We start from the raw sequence: 14,927 nt of genomic DNA, 5'->3' as shown, positions 1-14,927 counted from the left end.
GCAAAAAACGCAGTATCAGGGTGTGACGCCATTGCGAGGCGACTTGGGCAGTATCGCCAGGAAATTATCCCGCGCCACCTTGCGGGCCACGTCCTCGGGCAACGCATCGAGAAACGGGTCGAAGCGGCGCATTTCCTTGCCCAGTTTATTGAAGCGCCCGACCACGTCGGAACCGAGCATAAAGCGCTCCGGGAAGCGCTCCACCAACTTCACCCATTCCGGCCGAGGCTGACCTGCCTCATCCAGCAGGTAGGGCCTGAGCATGCTCCAGGACAGGTCGATATACAGGTTGGGGTACGCCTCGAGCATGCGGTTCAAGGTGGGCAGTAAAAAGTCCATCTGCACCTGATGGCGGTGGATTTCCTTGCTGGTACCAGCATGGGCCCAGATAAAGCGTGTGTGCGGGTGGTTGCGCAACGGCTCCTCGACCTCCGCGAGATACAGCGGGTTGCGCTCGCGCTTAGAGGTGATGTTGGAGTGCAGCATCACCGGCAGGTCGTTTTCGGCAGCCAGGTGATAGATGCGCGTCATGGCCTCGTTATTGGCCCGAGGCGTGTCGCCGGATGTCAAGGCGGTGAGGTCGTCGTGCCGGGTGAACACTTCACCGATGCCCTGCCATAGCCCTGGATTGAGGTCGAGCATGCGCTGGATATGCGCCGCGGAGTTCTTGTCGTTGGGATTGAAGCCGGCCAGGAACGGATGAAAGTGTTGGCGTTGTTCGGCGGCCAGCTTATTGACCGCTGCCGCGACAATCACATCGGTGGCACTGTACCAATAGGCATCGGCGTCATCACCGGCGTAGTAGCGCGGGCGCTTGGGCTCGTCTTCATGCCATTTCTTGGCCACGGGGATACCGGAAATCATCACATGCTCGATGCGGTTTTCGGCCATCGCCTTGAGCAGTTTGTCCATGCCTGCCGTTTCCTGGAAAAAATCCACGTAATGCAGGTGCGCGTCACTGTAGGCATAGTCACGGGCCTGCACGACAAGACTGCTGGCAGCGAGCAACAAGGCGAGACTCAAGCGGGTTCGGAGCACGATAAAACCTCAATCAGGCTGATACGGATAGACCTTGCGCCAGTCATCCCGGTTCAACGCCGAAAAACTGGAACACACGAGCGCCAGCATGATCTATAACTGCATGACCTTCATCCTGCCCTCTTGTGAGGTTCGCCATGCCTGTTACCGTCAATACACTGAACGCTGAAAACTTCCGTCACAGCGTCAATATCAACAACCACGAGCTGTTTACTGACCTGCCCAAGAGTCTGGGTGGCGACGACTCCGCACCCTCTCCCCACGATTATTTCGATGCAGCGCTGGCATCATGCAAAGCCTTGACGGTCAGACTCTATGCGCAGAAGAAAGATATCCCGCTCACCGGCGTGACCGTTGAGGTGACCCACGACGCCGCCGAAGAGCAAAAAGGCAAATACAAACTCAGCGTCAAATTGACCCTCAAGGGCGTGCTGAGCGATGAGCAGCGTGAGGAGTTGCATCGCGTCGCGGACAAGTGCCCGGTACACAAGCTGATGACCACCGCCGAAATCAGCATCGAGACGAAATTATCGGAAGGTGCCTTCAGCGCATAGCGCCAACTTCCCATCGAGCGGGTTATGCTCAGCCGCATCCAACCCGCTCAGACAGGGATGCCCCATGACCACCCTCACCGTGATCCGCCCCCGCGCCGAAGATGTCGAAGGCCAGCCGATCCTGCGCCCACTGCCTTCCCGTGAATGCCGCAGCGTCGGGCCCTTTGTGTTTTTAGACCATATGCTGCCGACCCGCTATGCACCAGGCACGGGCATGAATATCCGCCAGCACCCGCATATCGGCCTGTCCACCCTCACTTATCTGTTTGAAGGCGCCTTGCAGCACAAGGATAGCCTCGGCTCGGACCAAGTGGTGCAGGCCGGCGATGTCAGTTGGATGACCGCGGGCAGCGCGATTGCCCATGTCGAGCGTACACCCGACATGCTCAAGGCCAGTGGTTTCAGCCTGCATGGCCTGCAAGTGTGGCTGGCCTCACCCAAGGACCACGAGACCGGGCCTGGCCACTACAGCCATCACCCGGCGGCGAGCTTGCCGGTGAGCGATAATCTCGGTGTGCAGGTGCGTCTGATCGCCGGTGATGGCTTCTGTCTCAAGTCTCCGGTGCCTGTGCTCTCGCCCACGTTATATGCCGAGGTGCGGATGCAGACGGCTACCACGTTATTGCTCCCCGATGAGCATGAGCAACGCGCGGTGTATGTGCTGGAAGGTGATGCGCAGCTCGACGGCGAGCCGCTGGCAGTGCATAGCCTGGTGGTATTGCCGTCAGGGCAAGAGATGACACTGTTTGCGGAAACCGGTTGCCATGTGATGGTGTTTGGCGGCGCGCCGCTGGATGGACCGCGGCGGATCAACTGGAATTTCGTGGCGAGCGATCCGGCGATGATCGAGCAGGCACGGCAGCGGTGGGCGGCTGGGGATTGGCCGACGGTGCCGGGTGAATCAGAAAGAATTGAGTTGCCTGTTAGATAGTCATCGGGAGCAAGTCGAGTCGTCGCACCGCCCCTCCCACATTTTTGACTGTTCACAGTTCAAGTGTGGGAGGGGGCTTGCCCCCGATGGCGGCCTGACAGCCGACCAGAATGTTGGATCAGACCGAGTACATATCCGTTATTTGGGCAACGGCCAATATTGGTTCCGCTTTTACAGCGGGTCACTTTGAAAAGCGCAAAGTAACCAAACGCTCTTGCCCCACCACTCGGCACCTCGCCCAGGCTCGGTGTGCCCGTAATCCGCCATGGATTTGGGGGGCCGCCGCCACGCGCCATCCATGGCGCGGGGCGGCTAAACCGGCATCCCTGCCGGTTTACCCCCCAAATCCCTGTCGAATTCCGGCCAGCGTGGTTTAACGGGGCGCCTAAGATCAAAAGCCAGATCAAGAGCAAGAGCAAGATCAAGAGCGACTCGCTGCGCATCGTGGTTACCGGGGAGCTACACAATGTGTAGATCCCCATGCCCCGATAGGGCTGCGCAATCAGCCCTTGAACACTTCATCCAACAAGTTATGCATCGACTGGAACGCCCGTGCAGCGGTCTTGGCGTCGTACATCATCTTGCCCGGCACATTGGCCTCGGGGTCGGTGAAGGAATGCACCGCGCCACCGTAGCTCAGCAACTGCCAATCCACACCCGCCGCGTTCATTTCATCTTCGAACGCTGGCAGTTGTTCTTTGGGTACCAACGGATCAGAAGCACCGTGCAAGACCAGCACCGAGCCCTTGATATTCTTCGCATCCGCCGGACGTGGCGTATCAAGGGTGCCGTGGAACGAGATCGCCGCCTTGAGCGGCGCCCCAGTACGCGCCAACTCCAGGGAGCAGCAACCGCCGAAGCAGAAACCGAAGGTCGCCAGCTTCGACGTATCGACGGCCGCCTCGGTCTGACCTTGCAGCTGTTCAAAGGCCGCTTGCATGCGCTTGTTCAGCAGCGGGCGGTCATTTTTCAGCGGCATCATCGCCGCGCCGGCTTCATCGCCATTGCTCGGACGCACGGTTTGCCCGTAGAGGTCGGCAATCAGCACCACGTAGCCTTTGCTGGCGACACGCTTGGCGATCTCCTCGGCGCCCGCACTCACCCCCATCCAGTTCGGCGCCATCAACAGCCCCGGCAGGGGGGCCTTGTGACTGGCATCGAACGCCAGGCGGCTTTCATAAGACTGACCATCAATCTGATAGACCACGGAACGTACAGTGACTTGGCTCATCATTTTCTCCAGTTGAGGTGCGGTAAAACGAAAAAACCCGCCGAAGCGGGTTTTTCTACGCGGGTATTAAACCGACAGTTCAACCAACAGCTTGTTCAGACGGCGCACATAGGCGGCTGGATCTTTCAGACTGTCGCCGGCTGCCAGGGCGGCCTGGTCGAAGAGAATGTGCGATAGATCGCCAAAACGCTCTTCGCTCTGCTCGCCATCGAGTTTCTCGATCAGCGGGTGAGCCGGGTTGAATTCGAAGATCGGCTTCGAGTCCGGCACTTTCTGGCCGCTGGCCTCGAGGATCTGGCGCATCTGCATGCCCAGGTCCTGCTCGCCGATGGCCAGGATCGCCGGAGAGTCGGTCAGGCGATGGGAAACCCGTACTTCACTGACCGCATCCCCCAGGGACGCCTTGATCCGCTCAACCAGGCCCTCTTTGGACTTGGCGACTTCCTCGGCTTCTTTCTTCTCTTCCTCGGAGTCCAGGTTACCCAGGTCCAGGTCACCACGGGCGACGTCGACGAAGGATTTGCCGTCGAACTCGGTGAGGTAGCTCATCAGCCACTCATCGATACGGTCGGTCAGCAGCAGCACTTCGATGCCTTTCTTGCGGAAGACTTCCAGGTGCGGGCTATCCTTGACGGCTTCATACTTCTCGCCGGTCAGGTAGTAGATCTTGTCCTGACCTTCCTTGGCACGGGCCAGGTATTCGGCCAGTGACACGACCTGCTCTGCATCGCTGCCTTGAGTCGAAGCAAAACGCAGCAAGCCGGCGATTTTTTCCTTGTTGGCAAAGTCTTCCGCCGGGCCTTCCTTCATCACTTGGCCGAAGTTCTTCCAGAAGCTCTTGTATTGCTCAGGTTCGTTCTTCGCCAGTTTTTCCAGCATGTCGAGCACACGCTTGGTCAGCGCCGACTTCATGGAATCGATGATCGGGTCTTTCTGCAGGATTTCCCGCGACACGTTCAACGACAAGTCGTTGGAGTCGACCACACCTTTGATAAAGCGCAGGTACAGCGGCAGGAAGGATTCGGCCTGGTCCATCACGAACACGCGCTGCACATACAGCTTCAGGCCTTTGGGCGCTTCACGCTGGTACAGGTCGAACGGAGCACGAGCCGGCACGTAGAGCAACGAGCTGTATTCCAGCTTGCCTTCGACCTTGTTGTGGCTCCAGCTCAGCGGGTTTTCGTAGTCGTGACCGATGTGCTTGTAGAACTCCTGGTATTCCTCGTCCTTGATTTCGGTACGCGGACGGGTCCACAGGGCGCTGGCACGGTTGACGGTTTCCCATTCCTCGGCCGGCTGCTCTTCGCCTTCGGCAGCGGTTTGCTCCTTGGGCAATTCGATCGGCAATGCGATATGGTCGGAGTATTTCTTGATGATGTTGCGCAGGCGCCAGCCATCGGCGAATTCGTCTTCACCGGATTTCAGGTGCAGCACGATGCGGGTACCGCGGTCAGCCTTATCAATGGTGGCGATTTCGAACTCACCCTCACCCTTGGAAGCCCAGTGCACGCCTTCGCTGGCGTCGAGCCCGGCACGGCGGCTGAACACTTCGACCTTGTCGGCAACGATGAAGGCCGAGTAGAAGCCCACGCCGAACTGGCCGATCAGATGCGAATCTTTTTTCTGGTCGCCCGAGAGGTTCTTCATGAAATCCGCAGTACCGGATTTGGCGATAGTACCCAGATGGGTAACCGCCTCTTCACGGCTCATGCCGATACCGTTGTCTTCGAGGGTGACGGTCTTGGCGTCTTTGTCGTAGCTCACACGGATTTTCAGTTCCGCGCCACCTTCCAGCAACTCCGGCTTGGACAGGGCTTCAAAACGTAATTTGTCGACAGCGTCAGAGGCGTTCGAGATCAATTCGCGAAGGAAGATTTCCTTGTTGGAATACAGCGAATGGATCATGAGGTGCAGCAGCTGCTTCACCTCGGTCTGGAAGCCCAGGGTTTCCTTTTGAGTTTCCACACTCATGGTCATCAAACTCCAATTGGATGGCAATGGCCGCGCCCTTGAGGGTTGGCGGCGGGTTGTCATCAAAGTTGGGGGCTAAGACCAGGATTTCAAGGGCGGACCAATTCCTCAATCTTGAAATGTGCACGGGCGGTGGCAATCGGTTCGGCCGGGGTGCTCTGCCAGGCGGTGATCGCCACATTCGCCACACGGCGGCCCTGGCGCCATACCTGGCATTTGGCGTAAGTGTCGCGAAACTGGCCGGCGCGCAGGTAATCCAGAGAGAAGTCGATAATCTTCGGCAGGCTCGGAGCGCCGGTAGACACCAGCAGGTGCATCGACGCCGACAGCTCCATAAAGCCGGCGATCACTCCGCCATGCAACGCCGGCAATATCGGGTTACCAATATTGTCCTTGCTGGCCGGCAGGCGAAACAGAAGCTCATCCCCCAACCGGGTGCATTCGACACCGATAAGCTTGGCATAGGGCACCAAGTCCAGAAGTGCGTCGTAATTGCCGCGAGCGAGGGCCTGCTCCAGGCGGGTCTTGAACCTATGGGTCATGTCTGCTCTCCCCTGACCGTGCTGCCTAGCCCCTGCGTGCCTTTGAGACGCTTGCCCATGCGCATGAACGTGCCCACCACGTGGGCGATGGGCTGTTGCGGGTCGTCCTGGTAGGCCACACCTCGGGTAAAGATCACATCAGTGGTGACCCGGTAGCATTGGGCAAAACCATAGACCGGTTTATGGGGCTGGGCCGGGTGCATGTAGTCGATGCGCAGGTCCAGGGTCGGGCACACCTCGAATTCGGCTAATACGCACAGGGTGGCCATGCCGCAGGCCGTGTCCATCAAGGAAGTCAGCGCGCCACCATGGATTACCCCGCTCAGGGGATCACCGACGATATGCGGGCCGTAAGGCAGCACGAGGGTCATGCCCTCCTCACTGGCCGCATGCACGGCAACACCCAGCACCTGGCAGTGGCGCAGCGCCGAAACAAAGCGTGCGGCACGCTCTAACAAGGGGTTTTCGGTCATTGGTTTTAGACTCTTATTAGTGTGAATCCGGCGGACTAAAAACGCCGAAAAAAGTTTCTGTGCGAAAACGTATATATATCTGTGGGATAAAAGGAACTAATGCTGGCCCATTAGGCTCGAAAGGCCAGTAGATATCTTCAATAAGGAGAAACACCCCATGCGCAAGACATTAGCTATTTCCATGATGCTGGCCGCTGCCCTCGGCCTGGCTGCCTGCGACAAGAAATCCGAAGACAAAGCCCAAGACGCTGCTGCCCATAAAGAGCAAGCTCAGCAAGACATGGCTAAAGCACAGGATAAAGTGAACGACGCTGCGAAAGAAAACGCTGATGCTGCCAAAGCTCAGGCTGAAGCTAACGAAGCTGCCGCAAAAGAAGCTGCACCTGCCGCACCAGCAGAGCCTGCCAAGCCTTAATAGGCTGGTCTGATTCCGCAAAAAAAGCCCGCTTAGATAGCGGGCTTTTTTTATCTGCTTATTTTGCGCCGGGCACAGGCGTAATCAGCGTGCGGCCTCTTTGACCGACTCCGGCGCAGACATATCGGTCGGGGTATAGACCATCACTTGCAGCACCGCGGAATGAAACTCTCGGTAATAGAGCACCAGCACCACCCCGCTGCTCAACAACATGAACAGCCAAGGGCTGACAAACCAGGCCAGCATGGTCATGCCGAAATAATAAGAACGCAGCCCAAGGTTGAATTGGTTGGCCGCCATGGAAATCACCCGCGCCGCCCGGGACGCGAACGCTTTGCGCTCCTGTTCCGAGACTTGTCGCTCACCGATCATCGGCGCCGAACCCACCAGCACCGCCGCAAAGTTGTACTGGCGCATGCACCAGCTGAAGGTAAAAAAAGCGTAGACAAATACCAGTGCCAGGCATAGCAATTTGATCTCCGACATCCCACGGGACGCCTGCTGCACCATGGGAATGTCCGCCAGCAACGACACCGCCCGTTCGGAAGCGCCGAGCACCGTGAGAATACCGGCGAGAATGATCAAAGTGCTGGAGGCAAAGAACGAGGCATTGCGTTCCAGGTTGCCGATCACGCTGGCGTCGGCGATGCGGTTATCGCGCAATAGCATGCGGCTCATCCAGTCTTCGCGGTACAGATGCAGCACGCTGGCCAGACACGCGGTGTCACGGGCTTTCCAGGTGGCGTAACGGGTATAGCCGCCCCAGCAGATAACAAACCAGATTGCGGCGAGCAGGTGGGCTTGGTTGGTTTCAACGAACGACATGCCGGTCCTATTACATGAGAGGGTGTGGCGAACGCGGTAAACTTTGAGAGAGGGCAAACCCTCCTTCCACTCTTACCGGGTTACAACTTTAGAAATATGTAACCTCATACGCATAAAAAATGCCCCGTATCGATTGATACGGGGCATTTCAATACAGCCTCAAACAATCTGTTATGCGATGGCTTCGCTACGCTTGCCGAGCAGGCGGTCGACCACCACCGCCACGACCAGGGTCATCACTGATGGCACCAGCCAGGCCAGGCCTTGCTCACTCAGCGGCAGGTGGGTCAATTGCGCTGGCATCCAATCCGCCAGGCCCGCCCCCTTGAGAGCGTCGATGCAGCCAAAGATAAACGACACCAGCATTACCGGTCCGACAATACGCCCTTGCTCCTGCCAGAAATCCTTACAGAAGCTCAGCGCCACCAGCACGATGCACGGTGGGTAGATGGCGGTGAGTACCGGAATGGAGAAGGCGATCAGCTTGGTCAGGCCCAGGTTGGACACGAACAACGAGAACACTGCCAGGATCACTACCAGGGTTTTGTAGGACAGCGGCAGGATCTTGCTGAAGTACTCGGCGCAGGCGCAGGTCAGGCCCACGGCGGTGACCAGGCACGCCAGGGAGATCAATACGGCGAGGAAGCCGCTGCCCAGGGAGCCGAACGTATGTTGCACATAGGCGTGCAGTACCGCGGCGCCGTTGCTGGCGCCAGCAGCCACGGCATGACTGCCCGAGCCCAGGCGGAACAGGCTGACGTACACCAGCGCCAGGCCCACGCCGGCAATCAGCCCGGCAATGATCGCGTAGCGGGTGATCAGCTTGGGCGACTCGACACCCCGGGAGCGGATCGCGTTGACGATCACGATGCCGAACACCAGGGCGCCCAGGGTATCCATGGTCAGGTAGCCATTGATAAACCCTTGGGAGAACGGCGCGGCGACATATTCCGTAGTAGCAACCCCTACTTCGCCGGCAGGCAAGGCAAACGCGGCGATACCGAGGATGGCCAGCGCAATGATCTTCAACGGTGCGAGGAAACGACCTACGGTGTCCAGCAACCGGCCTGGATACAGCGAGACGAAGAACACCACCAGGAAATACACCGAGCTGTAGAGGAACAGCGCCAACGGACTTTCACCGGTCAACGGCGCAAGACCCACTTCAAATGACACCGTCGCCGTGCGCGGGGTCGCGAACAGTGGCCCTACCGCCAGGTACGCCGCCGCCGCCAGCAGGCCACCAGCGATCTTGCCGATCGGGCTGCTCAGCGCATCCATGCCACCACCGACCTTGGCCAGGGCGATCACGGTGACCACCGGCAAACCGACCGCGGTGATCAAGAAGCCCAGCGCCGCCATCCAGACATGGGGCCCGGACTGCAAGCCAACGATGGGCGGGAAGATGATGTTGCCGGCGCCCACGAACAGGGCAAAGGTCATAAAGCCCAACGCCAGGATATCCTGGCTTTTCAACACTTTCATTTGAGGAAATACCACACTACTGAATCGGAATTTAGAGAGGGCTTCCCTATGGATGAGGGAAATGCTGCCGGCCCTGATGAGGGCTGACCGTACTAGCGCGCAGCTTCCTTTTGGGATGCGGACGCATAAAGAGGCGGTTAGGGTACAGAATTAGACTGACAAACGCACTGTTGCGGGGCGCACTGTCCGATAAGCGACATTCAAATGTCGCGTTTTCATACTTAATTTAGCAATATAGGTTTTTCGTAGGAGCGAGCTTGCTCGCGAAAAACTCACAGGCGCCGCGTTCATTCAGTAAGTACGCGTTATCGTCGACGTTTTTCGCGAGCAAGCTCGCTCCTACAGAAGGGCCATATCCCAGACCCAGAATGCACAAAGGCCACCCGAAGGTGGCCTTTGTGTGGTGAAGCGTCAGCTAAGCGCGAGGCTTACTTGACAGCCCAACCGGTCAGCTCAGCCAAGGCCTTGCCGATGTCTGCCAGCGAACGCACGGTTTTAACGCCTGCGTCTTGCAGCGCAGCGAATTTCTCGTCTGCAGTGCCTTTGCCGCCAGAGATGATTGCGCCAGCATGGCCCATGCGCTTGCCCGCAGGGGCAGTCACACCAGCGATGTAGGAAACAACCGGCTTGGTCACGTGTGCCTTGATGTAGGCAGCCGCTTCTTCTTCAGCCGAACCGCCGATCTCACCGATCATCACGATCGCTTCGGTCTTCGGGTCTTCCTGGAACAGCTTCAGGATGTCGATGAAGTTCGAGCCCGGGATCGGGTCACCGCCGATGCCGACGCAAGTCGACTGACCGAAACCGGCGTCAGTGGTCTGCTTCACAGCTTCGTAGGTCAGGGTGCCGGAACGGGAAACGATACCGACTTTACCTGGCAAGTGAATGTGACCGGGCATGATGCCGATCTTGCATTCGCCTGGGGTGATCACACCTGGGCAGTTAGGGCCGATCAGGACTACGCCCAGCTCGTCGCACTTAACTTTAGCGTCCAGCATATCCAGGGTAGGAATGCCTTCGGTGATGCACACGATCAGCTTGATGCCGCCGAATGCCGCTTCCAGGATCGAGTCCTTGCAGAAAGGAGCTGGAACGTAGATCACGCTGGCGGTGGCGCCAGTGGCTTCTACCGCTTCTTTCACGGTGTTGAACACTGGCAGGCCCAGGTGCTCGGTACCGCCTTTGCCCGGCGTTACACCGCCAACCATCTGAGTGCCGTACTCGATGGCTTGCTGGGTGTGGAAACTACCTTGCGAACCGGTAATACCCTGGCAGATAACTTTGGTGTCTTTATTGATCAGGACGCTCATTACTTGCCCTCCGCAGCTTTGACAACTTGTTGAGCAGCGTCGGTCAGGCTGGTAGCCGCGATGATGTTCAAACCGCTTTCTGCCAGTACTTTAGCGCCCAGTTCAGCGTTGTTACCTTCAAGGCGCACAACAACCGGGATTTTGACGCCGACTTCTTTCACTGCACCGATGATGCCTTCGGCAATCATGTCGCAACGAACGATGCCGCCGAAGATGTTGACCAGTACTGCAGCGACGTTGGAGTCGGACAGGATGATCTTGAACGCTTCGGTAACGCGCTCTTTGGTAGCGCCACCACCTACGTCGAGGAAGTTGGCTGGCTTGCCGCCATGCAGGTTGACGATGTCCATGGTACCCATGGCCAGGCCAGCACCGTTGACCATGCAACCGATGTTACCTTCCAGGGCTACGTAGTTCAGTTCGAACTTGGCAGCGTGCGCTTCGCGCGGATCGTCTTGCGACGGATCGTGGAAAGTCTTCAGCTTAGGCTGACGGTACATGGCGTTGGCGTCGATGTTGATCTTGGCGTCGAGGCAGTGCAGATCGCCGTCAGCCTTGATCACCAGCGGGTTCACTTCCAGCAGGGCCAGATCGTGATCCTGGAACAGTTTGGCCAGACCTACGAAGATCTTGGCGAACTGGGCAACTTGCTTGCCTTCCAGGCCCAGCTGGAACGCCAGTTCACGACCCTGGAATGGCTGGGCGCCAACCAGTGGATCGATAGTGGCCTTCAGAATTTTTTCTGGGGTTTCGTGAGCGATCTTCTCGATGTCCACGCCACCTTCGGTGGAAGCCATGAATACGATGCGACGGCTCGAACGGTCAACGACAGCGCCCAGGTACAGCTCTTTAGCGATATCAGTGCACGATTCAACCAGGATCTTGGTGACTGGCTGGCCATTGGCATCAGTCTGGTAAGTCACCAGACGCTTGCCCAGCCACTGCTGTGCGAAGGCCTTGGCGTCTTCTTTGCTGCGAACCAGCTTGACGCCGCCCGCTTTACCGCGACCACCGGCGTGGACCTGGGCTTTGACCACCCACTCACTGCCGCCGATTTTGTCGCAAGCTTCTGCTGCTGCTTCCGGGGTGTCTACTGCGTAGCCCTTGGAAACTGGCAGGCCGTATTCAGCGAACAGCTGCTTACCCTGATACTCGTGAAGATTCATGCTTTTTACCGTCTTCGTTAGGTACTGCGCATTCGGCGCTGCGCTCATTATGAGTGCCGCGCCACCTGTGACTGCTGCTTGCGCAACTTGCGGGGCTCAAGGCCCGTAAAGCTGCACAAGGCTGCGTCCAGCGGATATTCCGCGGTGAGTCTTGCGCGCAAGGCTCACGACGGGCAACTCCGCCGTGGTTTCTTATTATCTCGCTTAGCGCTTCTTCTTGTTGGCGATGTGGATGGCGCCGCCATTCACTGCCAACGCGGCTTCATGCAGCGCTTCGGACAGGGTCGGATGGGAGAAGACCATCATGCCGATGTCCTCGGCACTGGTGCCGAATTCCATGCCGATCGCGCCCTGCTGAACCAGTTCTGCAGCGCTTGGGCCAATCACGTGAACGCCCAATACGCGGTCAGTCTTGGCATCAGCGATGACCTTGACAAAACCACCGGTGTCGTTGGCTGCCATGGCACGGCCAGAAGCAGCGAAAGGGAAGGTGCCGACGTTAACTTCAACACCTTCGTTTTTCAACTGCTGTTCGTTCTTGCCGACCCATGCAATTTCCGGGTGGGTGTAGATAACCGATGGGATCAGGTCGTAGTTCATCTGGGTCTTGTGGCCCTTGATGCGCTCGACAACCATGATGCCTTCTTCGGAAGCCTTGTGCGCCAGCATCATGCCGCGAACCACGTCACCGATGGCGTAAACACCTGGAACAGCGGTAGAGCAATGATCATCGACATGGATGAAACCACGCTCGTCGATCTCTACACCGCTGTCGGAGGCCAGCAGGTCGTTGGTCACTGGACGGCGACCCACGGCTACGATCAGCTTGTCGAAGGTGATGGTTTGCTCGCCATCCTTGTCGGTGTAGGTCACCACGACTTCTTCGCCGTTGACCTTGGAGCCGGTCACGCGAGCGCCGAGCTTGATGTCCAGGCCTTGCTTGGTCAGGGTTTTCAGCGCTTCTTTGGACACGGCGGTGTCGGCAGCCAGCAGGAACGTGTCCAGGGCTTCCAGCACGGTGACCTTGGAGCCCAGGCGGGACCAGACCGAACCCAGCTCCAGGCCGATCACGCCGGCGCCGATCACGCCCAGACGCGCAGGCACGGCCTGGAATTCCAGGGCGCCGGTCGAATCAACGATTACGTTTTGGTCAACCGGAGCCGGTGGAATATCGATTGGGCGCGAGCCTGGGGCCAGGATCACGTTTTCGGCTTCGATGACTTCAACCGAACCGTCCGGCTTGGTGACTTCGACTTTCTTGCCGGCCAGCAGCTTGCCGTGGCCCTGGATGGAAGTCACACCGTTGGCCTTGAACAAGGTAGCAACGCCGGAAGTCAGGCCTTTAACAATGTTGGCTTTACGGCCGACCATGGCAGGAACATCCATGCGCAGGGTCTCACGGCTGATCCCTTGGATACCGTGAATGGCCAGGCCGTCTTGGGCTTCGTGGAATTTCCAGGAGCTGTCCAGCAGCGCCTTGGAAGGAATGCAGCCAACGTTCAGGCAGGTACCGCCCAGCGCCAGCTTGCCTTCCTTGTCGGTGTATTTTTCGATGCAGGCAGTCGAGAGGCCCAGTTGCGCGGCCTTGATGGCGGCAACATAGCCGCCAGGGCCTGCACCAATCACTACAACGTCAAATTTCTGTGTCATGAAAATAGATCCTCTATTTGCGACAAGCTTTTAGCCACAAGCCGCAAGCCAAGCTGCTTTTTCCTACAGCTTGTAACTCGCAACTTGCGGCTGCTTCTATCAGATGTCCAGGAGCAGGCGAGCCGGGTCTTCCAGCAGGTTCTTGATGGTCACCAGGAACGTCACGGCTTCTTTACCGTCGATCAGGCGGTGATCGTAAGACAGTGCCAGGTACATCATTGGGCGGATCACGACCTGGCCATTGATGGCCATCGGACGCTGGATGATGTTGTGCATGCCCAGGATCGCGGCTTGCGGTGGGTTGACGATCGGCGTCGACATCATCGAACCGAAGGTACCACCGTTGGTGATGGTGAAGGTACCACCGGTCATCTCGTCGATGGTCAGCTTGCCGTCACGGGCTTTCTTGCCGAAGCCGGCGATGCCGCCTTCGATTTCAGCCAGGCTCATCAGCTCGGCGTTACGCAGTACCGGAACCACCAGGCCACGGTCGCTGGACACGGCAACGCCGATGTCTGCATAGCCGTGGTAGACGATGTCGCTGCCGTCGATGGAGGCGTTGACTGCCGGGAAGCGCTTCAGCGCTTCGGTGGCCGCTTTGACGAAGAACGACATGAAGCCCAGGCGTACGCCGTTGTGGGACTTCTCGAACAGATCCTTGTACTTCGAACGCAGGGCCATGACTTCGGTCATGTCGACTTCGTTGAAGGTGGTCAGCATCGCCATGTTCGACTGGGCTTCAACCAGACGCTTGGCGACGGTGGCACGTACACGGGTCATCGGTACACGCTTCTCGGTGCGATCGCCGGCAGCGAATACCGGAGCAGCGGCAGCCGGAGCAGCAGCCTTGGCAGGTGCGGCAGCCGGGGCGTTTTTCTTGGCTTCAACGGCAGCAACCACGTCTTCCTTGGTCACGCGGCCGTCTTTGCCGGTGCCCTTGATGGAAGCCAGGTTGATGCCGTTTTCATCAGCCAGTTGACGTGCAGCCGGTGCAGCGATTGGGTCTTCGCCAGCGGCAGCCGGTGCGGCAGCAGGCGCCGAAGCGGCAGGCGCAGCAGCCGGAGCAGCAGCGGCCGGCGCGGCGGCAGCGCCACCCTCTTCGATCGAGCCCAGCAGTTGGTTGGACAGTACGGTGTCGCCCTCATTGGCACCATCAGCGATTGCGCCCAGCACGCCGTCAGCTTCAGCCAACACTTCGAGTACGACTTTGTCAGTCTCGATGTCAACGATCAGCTCGTCACGCTTGACGGCGTCGCCTGGTTTCTTGTGCCAGGTGGCAACGGTGCCATCGGCAACCGATTCCGGGAATGACGGGGCTTTGATTTCGATAGCCATT

14 protein-coding genes are annotated in these 14,927 nt (G+C 58.4%); 3 read left to right on the top strand and 11 right to left on the bottom strand.

The window, feature by feature from the left end; translation table 11 throughout:
• Nucleotides 1–15: 15 nt before the first annotated feature.
• Nucleotides 16–1,038, bottom strand: a complete 1,023-nt coding sequence (locus QZR30_RS19510) for an amidohydrolase family protein (RefSeq protein WP_046069080.1) — start codon at nucleotides 1,036–1,038, stop codon at nucleotides 16–18.
• Nucleotides 1,039–1,175: 137 nt separating this feature from the next.
• Between QZR30_RS19510 and QZR30_RS19505 the strand changes: the two genes are divergently transcribed.
• A complete protein-coding gene (locus tag QZR30_RS19505; RefSeq protein WP_043051254.1) occupies nucleotides 1,176–1,592 on the top strand; it encodes an OsmC family protein in 417 nt (138 codons plus the stop codon).
• Nucleotides 1,593–1,656: 64 nt separating this feature from the next.
• Nucleotides 1,657–2,523, top strand: a complete 867-nt coding sequence (locus tag QZR30_RS19500) for a pirin family protein (RefSeq protein WP_311903978.1) — start codon at nucleotides 1,657–1,659, stop codon at nucleotides 2,521–2,523.
• Nucleotides 2,524–3,025: 502 nt separating this feature from the next.
• On the opposite strand, the gene QZR30_RS19495 is transcribed toward QZR30_RS19500, so the two are convergent.
• The 4 genes from QZR30_RS19495 to QZR30_RS19480 all read right to left on the bottom strand — a co-directional run bounded on the left by QZR30_RS19495 (nucleotide 3,026) and on the right by QZR30_RS19480 (nucleotide 6,740).
• Nucleotides 3,026–3,754: a dienelactone hydrolase family protein gene (locus tag QZR30_RS19495; RefSeq protein ID WP_046069082.1), complete on the bottom strand. Its 729-nt coding sequence runs from the start codon at nucleotides 3,752–3,754 to the stop codon at nucleotides 3,026–3,028.
• A 66-nt stretch (nucleotides 3,755–3,820) separates the two neighbouring features.
• Nucleotides 3,821–5,725 (bottom strand): molecular chaperone HtpG, encoded by a 1,905-nt coding sequence (gene htpG / locus QZR30_RS19490; RefSeq protein ID WP_056846272.1) that lies wholly within the window; start codon nucleotides 5,723–5,725, stop codon nucleotides 3,821–3,823.
• Between the two features lie 89 nt (nucleotides 5,726–5,814).
• A complete protein-coding gene (locus QZR30_RS19485) occupies nucleotides 5,815–6,267 on the bottom strand; it encodes a PaaI family thioesterase (protein WP_046069083.1) in 453 nt (150 codons plus the stop codon).
• On the bottom strand, nucleotides 6,264–6,740 hold the full coding sequence (locus QZR30_RS19480; RefSeq protein WP_046069084.1) for a PaaI family thioesterase: 477 nt from the start codon (nucleotides 6,738–6,740) through the stop codon (nucleotides 6,264–6,266). The genes QZR30_RS19485 and QZR30_RS19480 overlap by 4 nt, the downstream gene beginning before the upstream one ends.
• Nucleotides 6,741–6,897: 157 nt before the next feature.
• On the opposite strand from QZR30_RS19480, the gene QZR30_RS19475 reads away from it, so the two are divergent.
• The gene (locus QZR30_RS19475; protein ID WP_043051010.1) at nucleotides 6,898–7,155 is read left to right on the top strand and encodes a hypothetical protein; all 258 of its coding nucleotides are present in this window, start codon (nucleotides 6,898–6,900) and stop codon (nucleotides 7,153–7,155) included.
• Nucleotides 7,156–7,239: 84 nt separating this feature from the next.
• Here the strand turns inward: QZR30_RS19475 and QZR30_RS19470 are convergent, their stop codons facing one another.
• The 6 genes from QZR30_RS19470 to odhB form a co-directional block, all read right to left on the bottom strand.
• Entirely contained in the window at nucleotides 7,240–7,980 is a 741-nt protein-coding gene (locus QZR30_RS19470; RefSeq protein ID WP_046069087.1) for a DUF599 domain-containing protein, read from the bottom strand.
• A gap of 171 nt (nucleotides 7,981–8,151) precedes the next feature.
• The gene (brnQ, locus tag QZR30_RS19465) at nucleotides 8,152–9,465 is read right to left on the bottom strand and encodes a branched-chain amino acid transport system II carrier protein (protein WP_046069088.1); all 1,314 of its coding nucleotides are present in this window, start codon (nucleotides 9,463–9,465) and stop codon (nucleotides 8,152–8,154) included.
• 428 nt (nucleotides 9,466–9,893) lie between these two features.
• The gene (sucD, locus tag QZR30_RS19460) at nucleotides 9,894–10,775 is read right to left on the bottom strand and encodes a succinate--CoA ligase subunit alpha (RefSeq protein WP_003190013.1); all 882 of its coding nucleotides are present in this window, start codon (nucleotides 10,773–10,775) and stop codon (nucleotides 9,894–9,896) included.
• Nucleotides 10,775–11,941 (bottom strand): ADP-forming succinate--CoA ligase subunit beta, encoded by a 1,167-nt coding sequence (gene sucC / locus QZR30_RS19455; protein WP_003190011.1) that lies wholly within the window; start codon nucleotides 11,939–11,941, stop codon nucleotides 10,775–10,777. The genes sucD and sucC overlap by 1 nt, the downstream gene beginning before the upstream one ends.
• 204 nt (nucleotides 11,942–12,145) lie before the next feature.
• The gene (gene lpdA, locus QZR30_RS19450; RefSeq protein WP_043051007.1) at nucleotides 12,146–13,591 is read right to left on the bottom strand and encodes a dihydrolipoyl dehydrogenase; all 1,446 of its coding nucleotides are present in this window, start codon (nucleotides 13,589–13,591) and stop codon (nucleotides 12,146–12,148) included.
• Between the two features lie 99 nt (nucleotides 13,592–13,690).
• Complete coding sequence (gene odhB, locus QZR30_RS19445; RefSeq protein ID WP_046069089.1) at nucleotides 13,691–14,926, bottom strand: 2-oxoglutarate dehydrogenase complex dihydrolipoyllysine-residue succinyltransferase; 1,236 nt, start codon at nucleotides 14,924–14,926, stop codon at nucleotides 13,691–13,693.
• Between the last annotated feature and the right edge of the window lies 1 nt (nucleotide 14,927).

Origin of the sequence: Pseudomonas sp. rhizo25 (assembly GCF_031931935.1) — a bacterium.
Classification (GTDB): Bacteria; Pseudomonadota; Gammaproteobacteria; order Pseudomonadales; family Pseudomonadaceae; genus Aquipseudomonas; species Aquipseudomonas synxantha.
Note: the sequence above shows the minus strand (reverse complement) of the source record. Positions and strands in the feature narration are given on the sequence as shown.

Bases quoted from the DNA above. Each gene is read 5' to 3' on its own strand.
- QZR30_RS19505 (WP_043051254.1), top strand. From the start codon at position 1,176: ATGCCTGTTACCGTCAATACACTGAACGCTGAAAACTTCCGTCACAGC.
- QZR30_RS19500 (WP_311903978.1), top strand. From the start codon at position 1,657: ATGACCACCCTCACCGTGATCCGCCCCCGCGCCGAAGATGTCGAAGGC.
- QZR30_RS19495 (WP_046069082.1), bottom strand. From the start codon at position 3,754: ATGAGCCAAGTCACTGTACGTTCCGTGGTCTATCAGATTGATGGTCAG.
- htpG (WP_056846272.1), bottom strand. From the start codon at position 5,725: ATGAGTGTGGAAACTCAAAAGGAAACCCTGGGCTTCCAGACCGAGGTG.
- QZR30_RS19485 (WP_046069083.1), bottom strand. From the start codon at position 6,267: ATGACCCATAGGTTCAAGACCCGCCTGGAGCAGGCCCTCGCTCGCGGC.
- QZR30_RS19480 (WP_046069084.1), bottom strand. From the start codon at position 6,740: ATGACCGAAAACCCCTTGTTAGAGCGTGCCGCACGCTTTGTTTCGGCG.
- QZR30_RS19475 (WP_043051010.1), top strand. From the start codon at position 6,898: ATGCGCAAGACATTAGCTATTTCCATGATGCTGGCCGCTGCCCTCGGC.
- QZR30_RS19470 (WP_046069087.1), bottom strand. From the start codon at position 7,980: ATGTCGTTCGTTGAAACCAACCAAGCCCACCTGCTCGCCGCAATCTGG.
- brnQ (WP_046069088.1), bottom strand. From the start codon at position 9,465: ATGAAAGTGTTGAAAAGCCAGGATATCCTGGCGTTGGGCTTTATGACC.
- sucD (WP_003190013.1), bottom strand. From the start codon at position 10,775: ATGAGCGTCCTGATCAATAAAGACACCAAAGTTATCTGCCAGGGTATT.
- sucC (WP_003190011.1), bottom strand. From the start codon at position 11,941: ATGAATCTTCACGAGTATCAGGGTAAGCAGCTGTTCGCTGAATACGGC.
- lpdA (WP_043051007.1), bottom strand. From the start codon at position 13,591: ATGACACAGAAATTTGACGTTGTAGTGATTGGTGCAGGCCCTGGCGGC.
- odhB (WP_046069089.1), bottom strand. From the start codon at position 14,926: ATGGCTATCGAAATCAAAGCCCCGTCATTCCCGGAATCGGTTGCCGAT.